The 18,962-nt window shown below is 65.9% G+C and carries 18 protein-coding genes; 10 read left to right on the top strand and 8 right to left on the bottom strand.

Features of this window, described 5'->3' with window-relative positions:
* Positions 1–55: 55 nt before the first annotated feature.
* From FHX52_RS09685 to FHX52_RS09675, 3 genes are all read left to right on the top strand, one after another.
* A complete protein-coding gene (locus FHX52_RS09685) occupies positions 56–1,588 on the top strand; it encodes a CpsD/CapB family tyrosine-protein kinase (RefSeq protein WP_141821697.1) in 1,533 nt (510 codons plus the stop codon).
* A 77-nt stretch (positions 1,589–1,665) separates the two neighbouring features.
* Positions 1,666–2,931: a hypothetical protein gene (locus tag FHX52_RS09680; RefSeq protein ID WP_246069920.1), complete on the top strand. Its 1,266-nt coding sequence runs from the start codon at positions 1,666–1,668 to the stop codon at positions 2,929–2,931.
* Positions 2,932–2,977: 46 nt separating this feature from the next.
* Positions 2,978–3,754: a polysaccharide deacetylase family protein gene (locus tag FHX52_RS09675; protein WP_246069770.1), complete on the top strand. Its 777-nt coding sequence runs from the start codon at positions 2,978–2,980 to the stop codon at positions 3,752–3,754.
* Here the strand turns inward: FHX52_RS09675 and FHX52_RS09670 are convergent.
* Positions 3,751–4,884 carry a glycosyltransferase gene (locus FHX52_RS09670; RefSeq protein WP_141821694.1) on the bottom strand — a complete coding sequence of 378 codons (1,134 nt, stop codon included), beginning with the start codon at positions 4,882–4,884 and terminating at the stop codon, positions 3,751–3,753. The genes FHX52_RS09675 and FHX52_RS09670 overlap by 4 nt on opposite strands.
* On the opposite strand from FHX52_RS09670, the gene asnB reads away from it, so the two are divergent.
* Positions 4,832–6,883 carry an asparagine synthase (glutamine-hydrolyzing) gene (asnB, locus tag FHX52_RS09665; protein WP_141821693.1) on the top strand — a complete coding sequence of 684 codons (2,052 nt, stop codon included), beginning with the start codon at positions 4,832–4,834 and terminating at the stop codon, positions 6,881–6,883. The genes FHX52_RS09670 and asnB overlap by 53 nt on opposite strands.
* On the opposite strand, the gene FHX52_RS09660 is transcribed toward asnB, so the two are convergent.
* On the bottom strand, positions 6,846–8,003 hold the full coding sequence (locus FHX52_RS09660; protein WP_141821692.1) for a glycosyltransferase: 1,158 nt from the start codon (positions 8,001–8,003) through the stop codon (positions 6,846–6,848). The genes asnB and FHX52_RS09660 overlap by 38 nt on opposite strands.
* Positions 8,004–8,099: 96 nt before the next feature.
* Here FHX52_RS09660 and FHX52_RS09655 point away from each other — a divergent pair, with 96 nt between their 5' ends.
* Entirely contained in the window at positions 8,100–9,080 is a 981-nt protein-coding gene (locus tag FHX52_RS09655; protein WP_141821691.1) for a GNAT family N-acetyltransferase, read from the top strand.
* On the opposite strand, the gene FHX52_RS09650 is transcribed toward FHX52_RS09655, so the two are convergent.
* A complete protein-coding gene (locus FHX52_RS09650; protein ID WP_141821690.1) occupies positions 9,024–10,067 on the bottom strand; it encodes an O-antigen ligase family protein in 1,044 nt (347 codons plus the stop codon). The two genes, FHX52_RS09655 and FHX52_RS09650, sit on opposite strands and share 57 nt — an antisense overlap.
* A gap of 3 nt (positions 10,068–10,070) precedes the next feature.
* Positions 10,071–11,015: an NAD-dependent epimerase/dehydratase family protein gene (locus FHX52_RS09645; protein ID WP_141821689.1), complete on the bottom strand. Its 945-nt coding sequence runs from the start codon at positions 11,013–11,015 to the stop codon at positions 10,071–10,073.
* 141 nt (positions 11,016–11,156) lie between these two features.
* Between FHX52_RS09645 and FHX52_RS09640 the strand changes: the two genes are divergently transcribed.
* On the top strand, positions 11,157–11,717 hold the full coding sequence (locus FHX52_RS09640; RefSeq protein ID WP_246069761.1) for an arsenate reductase/protein-tyrosine-phosphatase family protein: 561 nt from the start codon (positions 11,157–11,159) through the stop codon (positions 11,715–11,717).
* A 27-nt stretch (positions 11,718–11,744) separates the two neighbouring features.
* Here FHX52_RS09640 and FHX52_RS09635 read toward each other — a convergent pair whose 3' ends face one another.
* The 3 genes from FHX52_RS09635 to FHX52_RS09625 are packed head-to-tail and all read right to left on the bottom strand — an operon-like array spanning position 11,745 to position 13,532.
* Complete coding sequence (locus FHX52_RS09635) at positions 11,745–12,620, bottom strand: nucleotidyltransferase family protein (RefSeq protein WP_141821688.1); 876 nt, start codon at positions 12,618–12,620, stop codon at positions 11,745–11,747.
* Positions 12,613–12,888, bottom strand: coding sequence for a hypothetical protein (locus FHX52_RS09630; protein ID WP_141821687.1), 276 nt, complete (start codon positions 12,886–12,888; stop codon positions 12,613–12,615). Before FHX52_RS09630 ends, FHX52_RS09635 begins: the two co-directional genes overlap by 8 nt.
* Entirely contained in the window at positions 12,885–13,532 is a 648-nt protein-coding gene (locus FHX52_RS09625) for a P-loop NTPase family protein (protein WP_141821686.1), read from the bottom strand. The genes FHX52_RS09630 and FHX52_RS09625 overlap by 4 nt, the downstream gene beginning before the upstream one ends.
* A 322-nt stretch (positions 13,533–13,854) precedes the next feature.
* Here FHX52_RS09625 and FHX52_RS09620 point away from each other — a divergent pair, with 322 nt between their 5' ends.
* Positions 13,855–14,592 (top strand): hypothetical protein, encoded by a 738-nt coding sequence (locus tag FHX52_RS09620; protein ID WP_141821685.1) that lies wholly within the window; start codon positions 13,855–13,857, stop codon positions 14,590–14,592.
* A 202-nt stretch (positions 14,593–14,794) separates the two neighbouring features.
* On the opposite strand, the gene FHX52_RS09615 is transcribed toward FHX52_RS09620, so the two are convergent.
* Positions 14,795–15,103: a hypothetical protein gene (locus FHX52_RS09615; RefSeq protein ID WP_141821684.1), complete on the bottom strand. Its 309-nt coding sequence runs from the start codon at positions 15,101–15,103 to the stop codon at positions 14,795–14,797.
* Positions 15,104–15,465: 362 nt separating this feature from the next.
* On the opposite strand from FHX52_RS09615, the gene FHX52_RS09610 reads away from it, so the two are divergent.
* Genes FHX52_RS09610 through FHX52_RS09600 form a run of 3 tightly spaced genes read left to right on the top strand, consistent with a single transcriptional unit; the run spans position 15,466 to position 18,931 of the window.
* Positions 15,466–16,917 carry a sugar transferase gene (locus tag FHX52_RS09610; protein ID WP_185747164.1) on the top strand — a complete coding sequence of 484 codons (1,452 nt, stop codon included), beginning with the start codon at positions 15,466–15,468 and terminating at the stop codon, positions 16,915–16,917.
* A 59-nt stretch (positions 16,918–16,976) separates the two neighbouring features.
* Positions 16,977–18,014, top strand: a complete 1,038-nt coding sequence (locus tag FHX52_RS09605; RefSeq protein WP_141821682.1) for a glycosyltransferase — start codon at positions 16,977–16,979, stop codon at positions 18,012–18,014.
* Entirely contained in the window at positions 18,011–18,931 is a 921-nt protein-coding gene (locus FHX52_RS09600) for a glycosyltransferase family 2 protein (protein ID WP_185747163.1), read from the top strand. The genes FHX52_RS09605 and FHX52_RS09600 overlap by 4 nt, the downstream gene beginning before the upstream one ends.
* Positions 18,932–18,962 lie beyond the last annotated feature (31 nt).

The following is an 18,962-nucleotide window of genomic DNA, read 5'->3' as shown; positions in this document are numbered from 1 at the left end:
TGCTGGCCCCCTGAGCGGAAGACCGCAGCGCCGAGAGCCCCAGGGAGAAAACCGTATGACGCTCAAGGACTATCTCAAGGTCTTCAGACACCGGTGGCCGGTGATCGTTGCCTGCGCGCTGTCCGCTGCGGCCATCATGTGGCTCGTCACCCCTGCACAGACGGCTACAGCGCAGAAGGCAAGTTCCTACACTGCGACGGCAACGTTGCTCGTCGGCACCAGTGCGGACTCAACGGCGCAGATGGGCCGCATCGCCCTCTACTTAACGACGGGTGAGATCCCACGCCGTGCCGCAGCGAAGCTTGGCTACACCGGTGACCCCGCGATGTTGGCTTCGGGGCTTACGGTCACGCCTGATTTCAACGCCGCCGCGCTGACCGTGGCGGCAACGGCGCCGGACGGACAGCGGGCCGCAGCAGTCGCCAACGCATTCGCCGATGAGACCGTGGCCTTCTTCAAGCAGAGCCGGCCGGGCACCGGCAACGCCACCGTTACTATCCTCCAGCGAGCGACGCCGATCCCGAACGTCACGGGAGGGGGCTTCGTAGTGCCCCCTGGGCGCGCTTTCCGCACCGCGCTGGCCGCCATGCTGGGCCTCCTCGCTGGTCTGGCGCTGGCACTAGTGCTCGACCGCCTGGACTCGAGGTTGCGTACACGCGAGGAGATCGCCGCCGCCCTGCGCCTGCCGATCATCGCCGAGGTGCCGCGGCTCAATCGCTCACAGCGCAGTAGCCCATCGATCGGAGTGGCGGAGCAGCCGCTCAGCCCCTATTCCGACTCCTACCGTGCGGCCCGCACGGCCCTCGCCCACACCGCAAGCCAGCATGCGGGCGCATCAGTCTCTTCAACTGATGTGCCGCGGGGGTACGCCGCGGCACAAGGGCGTCTGATCCTCGTTACCTCCGCCTACCCAGGCGAGGGTAAGACGACCAGCGTCGCTAACCTAGCCGCGAGCTTTGCCGAGACGGGGCTGAGGGTGCTCGTACTGGACGCGGACCTTCGCTCGCCGGACACGCACGATCTCTTCGACGTCCCCCAAGGCGCAGGACTATCGGACTACCTCAGCCGCCCCGAGGACGCTTCACTCGAAGCACTCATCCGCCCCACGAGCATCCCGGACGTGCGTATCATCACGGCGGGTACACGTCTGTCCCACCCGGCGTCATTGGCGAGCCGTATGGGTGGCCTCTTAAGCGAGACGCGTGGTCTGGCAGACATCGTCCTCATCGACACAGCGCCCCTGCTTGCCGCGAGCGACGTCTTCGATCTGCTCCCGCTTGTCGACACAGTCCTAATGGTGGTGCGCAACGGCCGCATCACGGAGGTGGCGGGGCGCCGTGTCTCCGAGCTATTGGGGCGTTTCAACGTACCTGTCAGCGGCGTGCTTATCGTGGGCGTCCGCACCGAGCGGAGCACCTACGGCTATGGCCGCGGGTATGGATATGGCTATGGAGTCAGCAAGCAGAAGCGGGGCCGCTCTATAGGCGGGGCACAGGGTGCGCGTGCTAAAAGGCCGGCGCACGATGTCGACTCGAAGTCTGATCCCGACTCCAGACAAACGCGACGCACGTCGTCGTCGTCACTTTGAGTCAGTTCATGCCGCGAACGTCAGTCTCGCGGATTGCCGTCGTTGTCGCAGGCCTCGTAGGTGGCGCCTTGAGTGCCGTGTTTTCCTGGGCGCTCGACTCGCAGTCGTACAACGTGTGGGGCGCCATCTTGGTCACCCCGATGATTATCCTCCTCAACCTGATGCTCATCAGGCGGGTTACTCGAGGTAGTGGTGAGCCTTGGCTCCCCGCGATCCTGAGCGTCGCCCTAGCTGCCAAGATCGTCGGCGCATTGGTGCGTTACCTAGTCGCGTACGGTGTCTATGGCGGTGCAGCAGACGCCGAACGCTACAACGTCTACGCTGCCGGTCAGTACGGGTTGTGGCGCCAGGGCTTCGTCGTATGGGACTGGGGGTCTGCGCAGGGCACGCAGTACATGGAACTGATTACTACAGCGATCTACACAGTCATCGGACCCTCGCCTCTCGCAGGCTTTCTCGTTTTTGGATCGTTCGCGTTCTGGGGCCAATACCTCCTATTTCGCGCCTTTCGGATCTCTTTACCAGAGGGTGACGGTCGGCGGTATGCGCTCTTGGTGCTGCTGCTCCCGTCATTGCTCTACTGGCCGTCGAGCATTGGCAAGGAGTCTTGGCTGATGCTTTTTGTTGGTGTCACGGCGCTCGGCGCCGCCAAGATGTTCGTTCGCCAGCGTGGTGCCCTTGGGTTGCTTGCCGTCGGGGCAGTCGGGACGACGCTCATCCGTCCCCACATAGCCGTACTGCTTTTTGCCGGCGTGCTGGTCGCACAGTTGTTCCGACCGAGCGGGTCGGCGTCGACAGATATCCTCAGAAAGGTCGGTGGAATCGCCATCTTGGGTGGAGCAGCGTATGTAATTTCCACGAAATCGGCAACTTTTCTCGGCATCGACGACTTCAACTGGCAGGCACTGTCCGAGACCGTCACCTTTCGCAGCGAGCAGACAGTGCAAGGAGGCTCGGAGTTCAGCCCGGTGCCCCTGACTTCCGTGACCGGAATCCCGGCTGCGCTCGCGACTGTACTCTTCCGCCCGTTCACGTGGGAGGCGCACAGTGTCCAACTTCTCGTGCAGAGCCTCGAAGGATTCTTTCTCCTCATTCTTACTGTGCGGGCCTGGCCGCAGTTGCGGGGACTGCCGAAGCTTCTGCGGCACAATCCTTACGTCGTTTTCAGCGTCGTCTATACTTTGGCCTTCATGTGGGCGTTCTCGGGACTGGGCAACTTCGGTATCCTTGCCCGGCAGCGCGTCCTTATGATCCCATTCTTCCTCGTTCTGCTGTGCCTTCCCGCCCGCAGGAAAGTCTCCAGTGATCAGCTCGAGAGTGAGTTCTACGATGCGCACCGATGACGCGGGACCCGACGCGACAGGCGCCTGGCGAGGACTTCGAGGCCAGTTGAAGCAGGGTCTGGCGCTAGCCAACCCTGCCGGGAAGAGGGACGGCGCCACGCTACTGATCTACCACCGGATCGGTGGCGGCACACGCGACGAGCTTGACGTGCCCGGCGGGAGGTTTGCGAGACATGTGCGCCTGCTCGAGGGCCATGATGTCGTTGCGCTCGACACCGCCCTCGACAGGCTTGACGCTGGCGACACGCGTGAGAGCGTCGTGCTTACGTTCGACGACGGCTTTGAAGATGTCCACACCAACGCCTGGCCGCACCTCCGCGAGCACAGCCTTCCGTTCACCGTCTACCTTGCCTCTGGGTTCGTCTCGAGACCTATGGTCTGGGAAGGATCGACGGCGAAAGGCTCTTCTGGTATAGGGATGTCCTGGGCCCAGCTCGCCGAGATGGTCGACTCAGGCCTATGCACGATCGGGAACCACACCCACCGCCACGTGCCTCCGCAGAGCCTGAGCGTGGAAGAGCTCGATACCTGCACCGAGGCCACAGAGCATCATCTCGGGGTCACCCCGGCGCACTTCACCTATCCGTGGGGTGTCTCGGTGCCCGCGATGGAAGATGAACTGCGGTCTCGCTTCCGCAGCGCGTCGACCGGGCAACTAGGGCGTAACCTGCCCGACACAGATCGCATGCGGCTGAGGAGGGTTCCAGTGAGACAGAGCGACCCTGACGCCTTTTTCGCCGCCAAGCTCACCGGCGGTCTGGTGCCTGAACGGGCGTATGCAGGTGTCGTGGGCCTTGCCAAGAAGGTTGGCCTGCGCGCTTAGCGACGTGCGAGCGCAGCATAGGCTCGCTGCTGCTCATGGATAGCAGCCCTGATGTCGAAGGCCTGCGACCGCTCGGCCGCGCGCGCGCCCAGCTTTAGCCTGAGGGGGGCGTCCTGAGCTAGAGCGAGCACCGCATCGGCGAGGGCGTCCGAGTCGCCGGGCCGAACGAGGAGACCTGTCTCTTCTTCGACGACCACCTCGGGGACTCCGCCGACCGAAGTGGCGACGACGGGGAGGCCAGCGGCCATCGCCTCCATGATCGAGACCGGTAGCCCCTCAAAGGCTGAGGCGAGCACGAACAGGTCAGACGCAGCAAGCAGGTCGGGGACGTCCGTCCGGTACCCCAGCAGTTTGAACCGCTCGCCCAGCCCGAGCTCGCGGTGAAGAGCGTGGACCTCGTCCACCAGCGGACCCTGCCCGACGGCGATCATCACGATGCTCGGATCCCGGCGCAGCACAAGGCTTGCTGCGCGGAGAAGGTTTGGATAGTCCTTCTCTCGACGTAGGTTCGCCACCGTGATCGCCACGACGGCGTCGTCGGAAATGCCCAGCTCACCCCGCACCCTCTCCCTGGTCCCGCCGGGCGGGTTCGCATCGGACTGCACGATGCCGTGCACGAGCACCTCCGCTCTGCCTCTCAGCGGTCGCCACATCGACCGTCGGACCTCACGCGAGACCGCCCAACGACGCGCGTCCAGGCCGCAGGTGACTGCGTTGAGGATGCGGGTGGGCGCGGAGAAGTTGCCCCAGACGTTGTGCTCCGTCGACACGGTCACCGGCCTCCGGTGGCGTGGCAGGGTCCGTGCCACAAGACGGGTGACCCCTGCCACCAAAGGCGAGTGCGCATGCACGACGTCCGTGTCCTTCATGATCCTTCGCAGGCGGAGGGGCCAGATGATCGCGCCGAAGCGGCCCGACCCCAGCAGCAGAGCGGGCACACCTGACGAAGCCAGTCGAGACACCAGCTGGGCCTTGTCGCGCCGGACGTATGCCGCGCGGTAGGCGAAGCGGTCATGGTCGGCGACGCGCGCCGAGGAGACGAGAAGCTGTTCAGCGCCCCCCGGCCCCAGACCCTTGATGACCCACAGGACGCGAGCCCGCACGGCTGGGCTCTCCCCGGGGTCGCTCATGCGAGCATCCTGCCCCAGTTCCCACCAAAGCGCTCTACACTCGGCCTTCGGCTCTGGACCCGGGCCACGGGGGCGAAGCGAGGAGTCGCGGGTGTGCGGGTTGGTTGGACTCATGGCTCGGGGGAGCCGCAGCCTGGTCGACGATCTCGGCCGGATGTCGTTGGCGGTCGCGCACCGCGGTCCGGATGATGCGGGCACCTGGGTCGACCCTGAGGCGGGAGTGGCGCTGGGCCACAGGCGACTGTCGATCGTCGACCTGTCCGCGGCCGGCCACCAGCCGATGACGTCCGCCGACGGCAGATGGGTCCTCGTTCTCAATGGTGAGATCTACGACCACGCCGATCACCGGAAGTGGCTCGAGGCTGAGGGGCTTAGGCTGCGAGGTCACTCCGATACGGAGGTGCTCCTCGAGTTCATCGCGAAACGCGGTGTCAGAGAAGCGGTTTCGGCGGTTGATGGCATGTTTGCCCTCGCCGCGTGGGACCGACGAGACCGGACCCTCGTCCTGGCTCGAGACACGATGGGCGAGAAGCCGCTCTACTTCGGCAGGCTTGGCCCGTCCTTTGTCTTCGCCTCCGAGCTGACGGCGATCCGTCGACTGCCGCAGGCCAGCACTGAACCGGATCCCCAAGCCGTTGCGGCCTACTTGAGGTGGGGCTTCGTGCCGGCTCCTCACTCGATCGTCACAGGCATCGGCAAGCTGCCCCCAGGTTGCATCGTGCACGTAAGCGCAACCGGTGAAGCGGGCCCGCCAGTGCCTTTCTGGTCGCTCCATTACGTGGCAACGGAAGGTCTGTCCAAACCACTGAAGGTTCCCGATCGACAGCTGGTGGAGCTCGCGGACTCTGCCCTGCGAGAGTCAGTGCAGCGGCGGCTCGTGGCCGACGTCCCGGTCGGCGCGTTCCTCTCCGGCGGAGTCGACTCCTCGACGATCGTGGCGCTGGCCCAACAGGTCAGCACGCGGCCGGTCAAGACCTTCACCGTCGCCGTCGGAGGCGACGGAGACGAGTCAGAGTCCGCAGCTCGCGTCGCGAGTCACCTCGGCACCGACCACACCACACTGCCCCTGCCTGAGATGGATGCCGTGAAGATGGCACTCCGGGCGGCGGCGATGCACGACGAGCCGTTCGCCGACCCCTCTTCCATCCCGACCGCCTTGCTCTGCTCCGCAGCTCGGGAGCACGTCACGGTGTGCCTGAGCGGTGATGGTGCGGACGAACTGCTCGGTGGCTACAACCGCTACCAGATGGCGCAGGGCGGGCTCGCCCGGATGCTGGCCCTCCCGCGGGCGACACGAGCCGCAATCTCACGCTCCTTGAAGGCGGTTCCGCCGACCGGGTGGGCGCGAGTGGCCCGAATCGCTCCTGGGCAGCAGGTTGATGTCGGGACAAAGGTACACAAGCTGGCTGGGGTGCTGTCCGCGCACGACCCGTGGGGGGCCTACACGATTCTTGCCACCCAGTGGGACCCAGAGGTTGCCATGACGCAAGCGCCATGGCACAGCCCGTTGCCTGGTCCCGCACTTGCTGGGGCCAGCGCCCTGGGCTCGATGCTGCTGGCTGACCAACTCAGCACCCTGCCGGACGACATGCTCGTCAAGGTCGACCGCGCGAGCATGGCTGTCGGGCTCGAGGTGCGCGTGCCGTTCCTGTCACACGAGTTCGTCGAGCTCACCTGGCGCCTCCCCGACAACGCGAAGATGCGCCATGGGCGGGGCAAGTGGCTGCTGCGAGAGATCCTCAGCCAGTACGTGCCCCACCAGCTCTGGGACCGGCCGAAAGTGGGCTTCGACCCCCCCATCGCCGAGTGGCTCCGAGGGCCGTTGCGGGAGTGGTCGCACGACCTGCTGTCGCCCGAGCGGTTGCGCGGGCAGGGCCTCCTTCGTCCAGAACCCATCGCCGCGGCGCTTGCCGAGCACGATTCTGGACGCCGCAACAACGACTACGCCCTGTGGACGGTTCTCATGCTGCAGGCGTGGTTTGACGGCGCTGCGAACTAACGACGGCGGCATACGTCTGCTGTTGTTTCGTGACCGCGTTGCGGATGTCGTAGGAGGACGCACGGCTCAACGCCGCAGATGACATCCGCGCGCGCCGGGGTGCGTTTTGCGCGAGGGCGACGAGCGCCTCAGCCAGCTCGGCGCTCTGGCCCGGTTCGACGAGGAGGCCGTGCACGCCCTCGTCGATTTGGTGCGGCAGGCCACCGACACGCGTCGCGACCACAGGGAGACCAGCTGCAAAGGCCTCCATAACGGCGACGGGCAGTCCCTCGTGCGCTGATGCGAGGGTGAAGACATCAGCAGCGGCCATGAGGGATCTCACGTCGCGGCGAAACCCCACCAGTGCGAAGCGGTCGCCGAGCCCGAGCTCGGCGTGCAGTGCCGAGACCGCGTCGGCCAGCGGACCCTGTCCGACCGCGGCAAAGCGCAGGCGGGGCTCGGCATCCAGTGCGATCCGCGCCGCTCGGAGGAGATTCGGGTAGTCCTTGTTCTTGCGCAGGTTCGCCACCGTGAGAGACAGGACCTCATCCTCAGACACCCCGAGCTCGGCGCGCACGCGCTCGCGCTCCCAGGGGTCGACCGGTGCCGCCTGCGTGTCGATGCCATGGATGAGCACTTCGTAGCTCACGCGTCGCGAGGGCCAGACCGTGTGCTTCACCTGCTCCGAGACCGCCCAGTGGTGGGCGTCGAGCGGCGCGGTGAGACCGTTGAGCAGTCGCGTCGGAGCGCGGTGGCTCGTCCACTCGTTGTGCTCGGTGGTCACCACGACGGGGCGTCTGCCCCGGGGCAGGGTCCGAGCGGCGAGCCGCGCGGCCGAGGCGAGCACGGGCGAGTGCGCGTGCACGACGTCCACCTCGGCCATGAGCCGCCGCAGCTCGGGTAGCCAGCCACCCGGCCGGCCCGTTCCCTCACCGAGCCGGTGCGGCACGAGGCCTAGAGCCTCGAACTCCGGCACGAGGTGTGTCTTGTCGGGCCTGACGTAGGCGAGCCGGATGTCGAAGCGGTCGCGGTCAGCAACGCGCGCAGAGAGCAGGAGCAGCTGCTCAGCGCCACCGGGCCCCAGACCCTTGATGAGCCAGAGGATCTTGGTCCGATCTCCCGGAGTCGGGGCGGTGCCCAATAGACTCACCTCTCAGGTCTCGGGTCCCCTTGGCGGACAACGAGGTCGGCACGAGCCGCAAACGCGCGAAGCGTACCAACCAGGGGAGTCGCAGCAGTGACGAGCACAGTGCAGGCGAAGGATCTCGTCGTCAGGCGGGCCGAGCCGACGGACGAGCCTGCGGTCATCCCGTTGCTTCAGGCAGCTCTCGGGAAGGGGGACGACCCGAACTACGAGGCGTTTCTCCACTGGAAGCACCGCGATAACGCGTTCGGGGAGTCCCCTGCCTGGGTGGCCCTTCACGACGACCGCATCGTGGGCTACCGGACCTTCTTGCGGTGGGAGTTCATCGACGGGAACGGTCGGAAGGTGCGGGCGGTGCGGGCTGTCGACACGGCGACCGACCCGGCATACCAGGGCATGGGGATCTTCCGGAGGCTCACCCTGCAGGGTGTCGCCGAGTTGACGCTGGCGGGCGACGGGCTCGTCTTCAACACTCCCAACGACCAGAGCCGGCCGGGCTATCTCAAGATGGGCTGGAGCGTGGCAAGACGGCTGCCCGTGGGGGTCCTCCCTGCGCGCCCGCGCTCGCTTCGGACGATGGTGAACTCCCGCGTGCCTGCCGCGATGTGGTCGCAGCCAACGACCGCAGGTCTCGATGCAGTCGAGGCGTTCGAAGACAGATCTGTCGCAGACGCTCTCCTCACGCACGCACCGAGCCAGGGATACCGAACCAACAGGACTCCCGAATACCTCGCGTGGCGAACGGCCTTCGGCCCCTTGCGCTATCGGCTGCTTCTTGCCACGACCGACCCGGCTGAGGGCGGCATGGTCTTCAGGCTCCGCCAGCGTGGAGTCTCGGTCGAAGCGGTCGTGCTCGAGCAGCTCGTGCCTGACTGGCGCACTGGCACGCAGCTGATGCGGCGGATGCTCAAGGAGACGGGCGCGGACTACGCCATCGGGCTGCGAACCGGCCCCTCTGCGGGACTTCTCCCGCTGGTGGGTCAGGGGCCGCTGCTCACGACGCGCCCGCTTGCGGTGTCACCCCCGCCGGTGGGCGACTGGACCCTCACGTTGGGGGATGTCGAGCTCTTCTGACTCGCGTGTGGTCGCTCCGGCCCAGCCGATCACCATGCCGCCCGCGACCACGATGGCGGGGAAGTCGACCAGGTGGTCGACGAGAGAGTGCACGAGCAGGGCCGTCCACGCGGCCGCACCGACGACGGCGTATGCCGGTCGGCCCCTTCCTGCCCACAGCAGGCCCGCGACGACGGTGAGTCCGAGGAGGACGACACCGACAGTGCCGGTCTCGGCCCCGACCTGAAGCACGGAGGAGTGTGCCGCGGCAGTGTCGGAGTCGTGGCCCAGGGCGCTGAGTCGCTCGAAGTTGCCGGGCCCGACGCCGAAAACGAGATGGGTCGACCAGATCTGCCAGGCGTCGTGCCACAGGGAACGCCGGGCCGAGTCGAAGGCGGTGGTGGCCCAGTTCGGCCACTCGTCGCGAGCCGCCAAGCTGACGATGACGGCTGCGGCCAGCGTCGAGACTGCCAGACCTGCCATGCCCGCGATCACCGCGACCCTCTGGCGACGGGTGGGCCGCCATGCGCTGACGGCGACGACCACGAGTAGTGGGATGGCGACGACGATCCCGGCCCGCGAACTGTTGATGACGATCACAGCGAAGGCGCCTATCGCCGACAAGGCGAGCAAGATGCGCCGCTTGCCGACCTGGCTCAACAGGGCGAGGCCCGAGAGCCCGATGAGCTGGACGGCCAGTGCCGCGTTGGCGTTGGCATAGCCGAGGGGATTCTTCGCCGGCCCATCGGTCCACATGACGCCGACGATGAGCGCTCCCGTCAGCGTCATGAGGGCAAGCGGCACAACCGGCGCGCTCGAGCGGGTGGCGACAAAGGAGCCCGCTGCGACGCCGACGCCCAGCCCGACGGGAGCGGCGACGTAGGGCGACGTGAGCGCGAGTGGCTGCCCGCCCGCCCCAGCGCAGATCGCGGCCCAGAGGATCCACGCGACAAGAAGCGCCAGACCCGCGAGCACGGGCTTGCCGATGTGGTGCAGCGGCCAGCGCACGGGCTAGCGCTGGTAGTCGGGCAGCGTCTGGAACCAGTCGACGGTGGCTCTCAACCCGTCGTGGAGTGACACGGGTTCGACGTCGGGGAAGAGTCGACGCAGCCGCGCGTTGTCGGCCTGCGAGTCACGGACGTCGCCAGCCCTAGAGGCGACGTGCTCGACCGCGGGGCGCCCGCCGAGGATCTCACCGAGATCGTCGATGAGCCCGTTCAAGGAGGTGCGGCTGCCGAAGGCGAGGTTGACGGGGTCCGGGTCGGACACCTTGCGGATGACGGCGTCGGCGATCACGCGGGTCACCGTTCCGACGAAGGTGAAGTCGCGGGTCTGCTCTCCGTCACCGTGAACGGTCAACGGGACGCCGCGAAGCGCGGCATCGACGAAGGCTGGCACCACGGCGGCATACGCGTGTCCCGCCGGTTGAAGCGGGCCGTAGACGTTGAAGAATCGGAAGGCGAGGGTGGGCAGGTCGTAGGTGTGGCCGAAGGACAAGGCATAGGCCTCCGTCGCCTGCTTGCTCACGGCATACGGCGAGATGGGCGCAGTGCGCATGCTCTCGCGCTTGGGCAGCTCGCGGTTGGCGCCATATACAGACGACGACGACGCCACGACAACGTGCAGATTGCCGGCTCTGCGCGCTGCCTGCAGCACCTCGAGCGTGCCGGTCGCGTTTGCGTGGTGCGACGCGATGGGGTCGATGACCGATCGGGGGACCGAGGGCAGCGCAGCGAGGTGAACGATCGCGTCGGCGCCGTCGCAGACCGCGTCCAGAGCCGCCGGGTCGAGGATGGAGGCCTCGTGAAGCCGGATGCCGGTGCTTTCGAGGTTGGCCCGCGCACCCGTGGACAGGTCATCTAGAGCAAGGACCTCGTCGATCTCGGGGCGCTGCAGCAGCTCTTTGCCGAGGTTCGACCCAATGAAGCCAGCCCCCCCGGTGACAACGACCTTCACTGTGACTCTCCTCGGTATGTCTGCTTTCGACTCACGCGGTGCTCGGCGCAGGTTAACAGCGTTGGGTCCCAGTCCACGGTCGGGCGCAGTTGGGGCGACGGCGGCGCTTGGCCGTGCGGGAGCCGCCGGTAGCGTGGGCACGTGATCCGTCGCGAGGAAAGCGCCTTGACCCCGCTGCGGGTCCTCTTCGTCTGCACCGCCAACATTTCACGGTCGCCGTATGCCGAGCGGCGGGCCTCGCACCTTCTCCGCGGTCACCCGGTGGTGGTCTCGAGCGCGGGCATCCCCGGCGTCCCCGGTCGTGGCATGGATCCCGCGATGGCGACCGAGTTGCTGGCGCGCGGGGGAGATCCCGCGGGGCATGTCAGCCGGTGTTTAGGTGAAGAACTGGTGACGGAGGCCGACCTCGTGCTCACATTCGAGTTCGGCCAGCGGATGCGAGTCCTCGACCTGTGGCCTCATCATGTGGGCAAGGTGCTTGGCCTGCAGCATTTCGCGGATGGGCTGCATCTCGCGACCTCAGGGGTTCATGGCCGGGATCTCGCGGACGAGGTTCGGGCGATGAGCATGCCGGACTCGATGACCTGGGATGTGCGCGACCCGTATCGACGGGGTCGTGCTGCCGCTCGGCGCTGCGCCGACGAGATCGACGCCGCCCTGATCCGGATCGTCCCCGCATTCATTGGGCGCAGGGCGCCCTAACATGCTTCCGGTGCCGCCCTGTATCGGTCAGAGACGAGTCCGGGGCCTCACCACATCCGCGCCTCGGCGGAGAAGCGCGACGTAGCCCGCGCGAATCTCGCTCATGGTGGGTTTTCGGGCCAACTGCACCGTGAGCCGCTGCGGCACGCGGACGACCGCGCTGACGGCATACGCGATGACTCTGACGTGGACCATCCTGTAGCCGGCCGGCCGTGCCTTGATCTCGGCCCTCATTCTCCTGAACCCGCTGGTGGTCATCATGCCGTCGGCGTAGAGCCGCCACAGCTCGTACTCGGGCCGATCGCGGCAACCCTCCAGTTGGCCCGTTGCCGCGGCGAGCGCCACCTCCGCGTCGAACTGGCGTGCCAGCGCGCGGACTTCCTCCCGCTCCGACCCGGAAGCGTTGGTCCACGCAGCGGTGACGTCGTCGGCGTAGCTTCGCATGTCGCGTGCTGCATGCAGCAGCAAGACAAGCCGCTGAGCCGCCAGCCGGGGGACGACACACGCGCGATGAGCGACCTCCTGCACGCCGCGGTCTTTCCAGAGCAAATCAAAGGCTTGCTCGGGCGTGACTTGGATCCCGGGAAAGCGCAGGTGGACGTCTACCTGGCCGAGTTCGCCGTGATACCAGTTGGTGGAGTGCTCCACCAGGCCACCACTCCTCAGCGTCGTGACCTGTTGCCAGCCATGTCGCTCTAGACCAGCCAACAACCGCTTCAGGTGAGCGGGGTGGACCAGCACATCCGCGTCCGCACTCGCGCGGCCCTCAGGACGAAGCGCAGGGTCCACGGCCGGGCCCTTGATGTGGAGGATGTCGGCACCCACCTCTTCGGCGATTGCCTGCACCGTCGCATGCGCCAGATGGACGCGGAGCCGCACGGGGATGGTGGGAAGCTCAGACATCGGGGGCCAGCTCTAGCGCGCCAACCGCAACAAGGCCGTCGACGATCTCACTCACGGCCTCCGCGATGGCCCTACCAGCGGGCGGACCGAAACGTTCCTCCACGACTGGTGCGAGGTCCTCCAACGAAACGGCGCTGGAGGCCGAGTTGAAGATCATCGTCGCGATCGGTGAGAGCCGGACCACCCGATCAGGGGGAAGGAGTAGTAGCGCTTCACCGTCGGACTCGAGTGCGTCCAGTGCATCTCCCCGCACGAAGCGCCCATTCATGCTGCGTCCTCGAACATCCTGAACACGAGGGGTACGAGCTCCCCTGCCTCGTGATAGGACAGCCGGACCAGTGGCCCTGTGCGGGTGAGGAGTTCCGCGACGCTTTGCAGAGGCCGTGGCAGACGGTTCAGTGCGGAGGTCTCGGGGATGAGCGCAGCCACGGCGTCCAGGACGTCAAGTTCCTCCACGCTAGCGGGCGCGGGGGCACCATACTCCCGGCGGAGCAGCACAATGCGGGCCACAGCAGGGACCGGATGAGCGGCCACGAGGCCTAGATCGTCCGGGGATGTCTCGAACTTGCGCCCATTCTCGCCATAGGCAACGGAGAGCGGTTTGGGGTAGGGGTGGATGCGACCCGTGGCAGGCTCGATGCCAACGGTCTCGTCAGTGAGGTAGCCGTGAGTGCGCCCCAGGAGACGGGTCAGCGTCGTCTTTCCGGTCCCGCTTGGAGCAACGAACACCATGCTCGCCCCCGTTTGCGGATGGCTGACCGCGGCTGCATGAAACATCAGCAGGCGGCCGGCCTGGGCGGTGATGAGACAGTGGGTCACGTCCTGGCTGAGCCGCTGCAGGGCGCAACGGAACTCCTCAGGGGAGTCGTCCAAGGGGGCATGGACAGCGAGAAGCGCAGGGTCGATCTCCACAGCGCCGACTCTCGATCGCTCGCTCTCGGCAAGGCAGCGGGACCAAGCGTGGGCGACAGCCTGTACGAAGGCTTGGGGAACTGACCTCGCGAAAGTGAGCCGCAGGGGTGTGTCGAGAGCGGTGATTCCAAGGCAGCGAGGCATGCGATGAGGCTACTGTTCGGTGGGAGCGCACGGAGGTCAACGGCCGAGCGTCAGGATCCGCCGCAGGCCTCGACCCTATGGTGGCTGGAATCTTGAGCGTCTGTCAGGCCGGTTCTGTCAATGGGGCTAAGGTGATGGCTACGCGAGGTGCAGAGCCGGCGTTCAAAGGGGAGAAGTCGTGGAGCACATCAGCGAGACATCGGAGACCAACGAGCGCCCGTCGGTTGCGCGTCGTAGGGTTCTAAAGGCTGGCGCATGGAGTGTGCCCGCGGTTGCCATTGTCGGTTCCACCCCGGCCTTTGCCGCAACAGGTGACGCCATTGCGATCACGTCCGTGGTCGTAAGTCCGCAAGCGGTCGGCGCTTTGATCCCCACCCGCTACATCAACATTGGTAACGCACCCACTGCCACAGTGACCGTGTCAGGCACTGCGACGGCGGGCGTTCAGGTCTACGTCAAGACTGGCTCTTACACGAGCAGCAATGTAACGGCGTCAGGCGGAACGTGGTCCGTCGTCATTCCGTCCTCTGTCGTTGCAGGGTGGTCAGATGGAGTCCACACGTTCACGGCCACGGTCGCCTCAGGGAACAAGCCGTCCGTGACGGCGACGCAGACTGTGATTAAGGACACGGTGCGACCCACAGTGCTCGCGACGCAGGCGACGATCTCCACGAATAATCAGACCGGCACAATTTCGGGGACGAAGAGCGAGGCCGGGACGGTTGTGGTGTCGGTAGCCGGCCTGACTATGGGCACGTACTCATACGCATCCGCTACGCAGTGGAGCGTCACGTGGAGTGGTGGGTCCAATCAAGCCTACACGGGCTCTGTCGCGGTGACGGACGACGCTGGAAACTCAGGCGTCGCTGATGGCTTCGGTTGGCCGAAGGGCGCAACCAGCCCTGTTGCGCTGTGATAATGCAATGTGCAAATTCGACTGCGTGCGACATATTTGTATCTTGAAGGGCGCTTGAGCGTGGGGGCTTCATAGCCGTGCGAAGGTGATCCTAGCTCTCGGCCGCTTTCGCCAGACACTGAGCCCGTGATCCCAGGAACCTTGGTCGTCGCCCGACCTGTTCGCTTGAACGAGCATCCACGGTCGGAGCGCTTCGAATCGGTCAATCGCTGCGAGGTAGGGTCAGGCTACCGGCGAGCAGGCCACGAGTCGTGACCTCAGCAAGGAATCGTGTGACGTCGCTCTCGATCGCGGCTAGCGGAAGTCCGACCACCTCAGCTACGCGCTCTAACACCTCGCCTCCTTCCATGGCGACCAACCAGATCAGACGGCCAGTATCCTCGAGTAGGACGGTCTGACCTGACGGAAGCGCCGTCAGATAGAGTTCCTCGCGCATCCCAAAGTCCGCGCCGTCGATCCATGCGATGTTGCTGGGGACTCGATAGGTGGTCGCGAGCGCATGAGCATCCATGGGGTCCAGTATGTCTGGTAGGGGCCCGGACCGCGCCGGACTTCCCTCACCGGGCGTCTTCTTTTGAGGGATGGGCGGGTGCGACGGCTGTGCGAATCCCCGCCGGGTCCATGTTACTCACGGGTTCTTCGGCGCGTCGTGCCCATCAATGGTATTGCGCAATCTGATGTGACAGATGTGTCAAACAGGAATCTCACGAGCATCTGCTTCGAAATGCGCCAGAAACACTCTTGTGCCATGATTCGGGCAAGGCCTCACCTCGGGAGATCCACTATTCGTGGGGCTGCTCCACTGTGGTTGTGGAGCAATGCTTGACGCCCGATGACGTGCGGTCGAATTTCAGGGGCGACAGGAGCATGTCTATGAGCGAGTCCAGCAGCGGGGCTCTCAGCCACACCATCAGCTCAATCTCCGCGACGCGTCATCGGTGGGCCATCGTCGAGCGGCTCAGGCTGACGGTCTCGGACCTGGTCGGTGCGCTCTGTGCGACCGCGGTGGCCCAGGCGATGAGCCTTCCCGACCTCGGGATGGACGTCGTCGCAGACCGCACTACGCGAGTGCCCACCATTCCCTACTGGATGCTCACGGTTCTCGTAGCTATCTCTTGGACGGTCGTGCTCGGACTCAACGGCTCACGTGACAAGCGAGTGCTCGGGTCGGGGACGGAGGAGTACCGGCGTATCCTCGGCGCAACCGTGTGGATGCTGGGTGGCCTCGGATTCGTCGCCTACTTCCTCCAGTACGAAGTCGGACGCAGCTACGTCGTCATCTCGCTCCCGCTCACCCTGGCCGCGTTGCTGGCAACGCGTTGGCTGTGGCGCCGCAACCTCCTGGCCCGGCGCGCCCTCGGCCGCTCGTCGTCGCGCGTGCTGACCATCGAGGACCCGTCCGACATCGGGCGTCTTGCGGAGCACGTCAGCGCCTCACCGACATCGGGTCTGCTCGTCGCGGGGCAGGTCTCCGTCAGAGAGCGGGAACCGTTGGCGGAGAACGTCGCTCGGCTAGCGCACCAGCTGGACATCGATGCTGTCGTGGTGTCGAGCTCGGCGAACCTCTCGCCGGCTGAGCTGAGCGAGCTCATGTGGGCACTCGAGTCCGTCGGGGCCGACCTGATCCTCGCTCCATCACTCAGCGGGATCGCCGGCCCCCGCGTGCACACGCGGCCGGTCGAAGGCCTGCCGCTCCTCTACGTCCAGGGGCCCCAGTACACCGGCGCGATGCGTACGGTGAAGGACCTCTTCGACAAGGTCTTCTCCGCGATGGCGCTGGTCCTGCTCTCACCGCTCTTCGCGGTCATTGCCGTGGCCGTCAAGCTCACGAGCCCGGGGCCGGTCTTCTACCGACAGATCCGGGTTGGGCTGGGTGGTGCGGAGTTCCGCATCTGGAAGTTCCGCTCCATGGCTGACGGAGCCGATGCGCACCTGCAGAAGCTGGCAGAGGAGAACGGATCGCTGCCGCCACTCATCAAGATCAAGAACGACAAGCGGGTCACTTCGGTGGGGCACTTTCTGCGCAAGTGGTCGCTCGACGAGCTGCCGCAGCTCATCAACGTCCTCGAGGGCGACATGAGTCTCGTGGGACCGCGGCCCCAGCGTCCGGCGGAGGTCAGCACCTACACCGCCACGCACGCGCGCCGCCTCAAGACCAAGCCTGGCATGACGGGGATGTGGCAGGTCAGCGGCCGCAGCGACGTCGCCTGGGACGACGCGGTGCGCATGGACCTCTACTACGTCGAGAACTGGTCGCTCTCGCTCGACATGGTCCTCATCTGGCGCACGATCTTCGCGGTCCTCCGGGGCAAGGGCGCCTACTGAGCGCCGCCTGGACTCACACAGAGCTCCTATTCCGGCGTTAGTGCTGAAAGTGATGAACGATGAAGGTACTGGTTGATGTCCTTGGCTCCCCTCGTCAGTCGGGCGGTATGCGGCTGCACGCGGAGGAAGTTGTGCGTACCTGGTGCGAGCTGTACCCCGCGGATGAACTGGTGGTGCTGGGCCCCAGCTGGGTGCGCGATTCGTTTGCGGGCCCCGATGTGGACTTCGTCACCTGGCCCAACGAGAGGGTCGTCGCACGTTCCACCGGCCAAATGCTGCTGCAGCCCCTGCTGGCAGCGGTCAAGAAGGTCGATGCGGTGGTCTCCCTCAGCCCTATAGTCTCGCCACTCGTCTTTGCTCGGCCCACGTTCTGCTTCGAACACGACTGGCGCCACCTCAAGAACAAGGATGAGTTCGGCGTTGCTCAACGCGCCTACCGAAAGCTTTGGGAGCTCTCTGCGGCCCGTGCCACCGGCTGCCTCTGCATCTCCGACAAGGCCGAGAACGAGACCCTCGAGCTCGTGCGGACGGCGTCCACGGAGATCGTGCCGAACGGTGGGGACCATCCGCGGCGGTGGGAGGTAGGAGACCTCCCGGTGCACCCCCGGCCCATGGTGGTCACTTTTGGGCACCACAACAACAAGCGTCCGGATCTCGTCATCAGGGGGATGGCCAAGCTTCCCGACAATGCTGCTCTGACAGTGCTCGGCGCCCGAGGTGAGCTTGCAGCACAACTCAAGTCGCTCGCCGCGAGCTTGGGTAAGGAGGAAGACGTCCTCTTCCCAGGTTTCGTCGAGGAGCCTGAATACCAACGCATCATCGCGGGCGCCGACTGTGTCGTGGTCGCGTCGTCTGATGAGGGGTTCGGTCTACCGATTGCTGAGGCGCTGTACTTCGGCATCCCCGTTGTCGTTGCCGAAGACAGCGGTGTCTCCGACATGCACGGGCCCGACGTGATTGCCGCGCAGCCGACTCCCGCCGGGATGGCCCAGGCGATGGCTGAGGCGCTGGCTCGAGGTCGGACCGCGTCAGGCGGTGTGTCGTCATGGGCGGACACGGTGCAGCTTCTGCGCAAGAAGGTGGCGAACTCGCTGTGAAGGCCACCATCATCACAGTCACCTACAACAGCGACTCCACGCTCAGCGACTACGCGAAGGGACTGATCGCGAACGAGAGCGGCATCGAGCGGGTGGTGATCGTAGACAACGGGAGCACCGACTCGACTGTGGCGCACCTGAGTCGGCTGCGGACGGAGCTGCCCTTCCCAGTCACAGTCGTGCAGTCGTCGAACGACGGGTTCGCCGGGGGATACGCAACAGCGTCGACGTACGTCGTCGATCGCGGCCCCGTTCTCTGTCTTAACCCAGACGTTGCTTTGGCTCCCCAGGTGGTCGCGGACATGACAGCCGCTATGTCCGCACACCAAGAGTTCGGCATCCTCACCGCCCCTCTGCTCGACGAGACTGGTTCGCCTGACAGTGCGTCCGTTCGCCGTTTGCCGAAGCTGGGGACCGCCACGCTCTACGCGGCCATCGGCCGGTTTACGCCGCGACGTTGGAGATACAACGCCCCTCCAGAGCCCCGAGCCGAGGCGGAGGGAAGCAATGGTGTGCGCCGCATCGAGGCCACCACCGGCGCACTCATGCTTGTCAATCCCGAGTTCCGGGATCCGCAGTCTCCGATCTTCGACACCGCCTACTGGATGTACGGAGAAGACCTGCAACTGTGCTTTGACGCCACGCAGTCCGGTTGGGGAGTGGGGATGGTTGCCACCGGCACCTCGACCCACTCCAAGGGCGCCTCGAGTGGAAAGCCGCGCCGGCTTCGTTCCAACGTGGCTTTCCACCGGGCTATGTACACCTACTACGCAAAGAACCTCAAGCGCAGCCCGGCGGAAGCGGTGGTCGTTGCGGGGGGCGTCGTTGGTCGTGGGTCGCTGTCGATTCTTGGGAGCTCGGCGACGAGAGGCTGGCGCAAGGTCCGCCGCGTGAGCCTCGACCGGTCAGGGTCGTGACGCGACGTAACCGACGGTGGCACAAGGGGCT

The sequence above is a fragment of the Humibacillus xanthopallidus genome (assembly GCF_006717145.1).
Taxonomy (GTDB): domain Bacteria; phylum Actinomycetota; class Actinomycetes; order Actinomycetales; family Dermatophilaceae; genus Humibacillus; species Humibacillus xanthopallidus.
The sequence above is the reverse complement of the archived record's forward strand: the minus strand, read 5'-3'. Positions and strand labels throughout refer to the sequence as shown.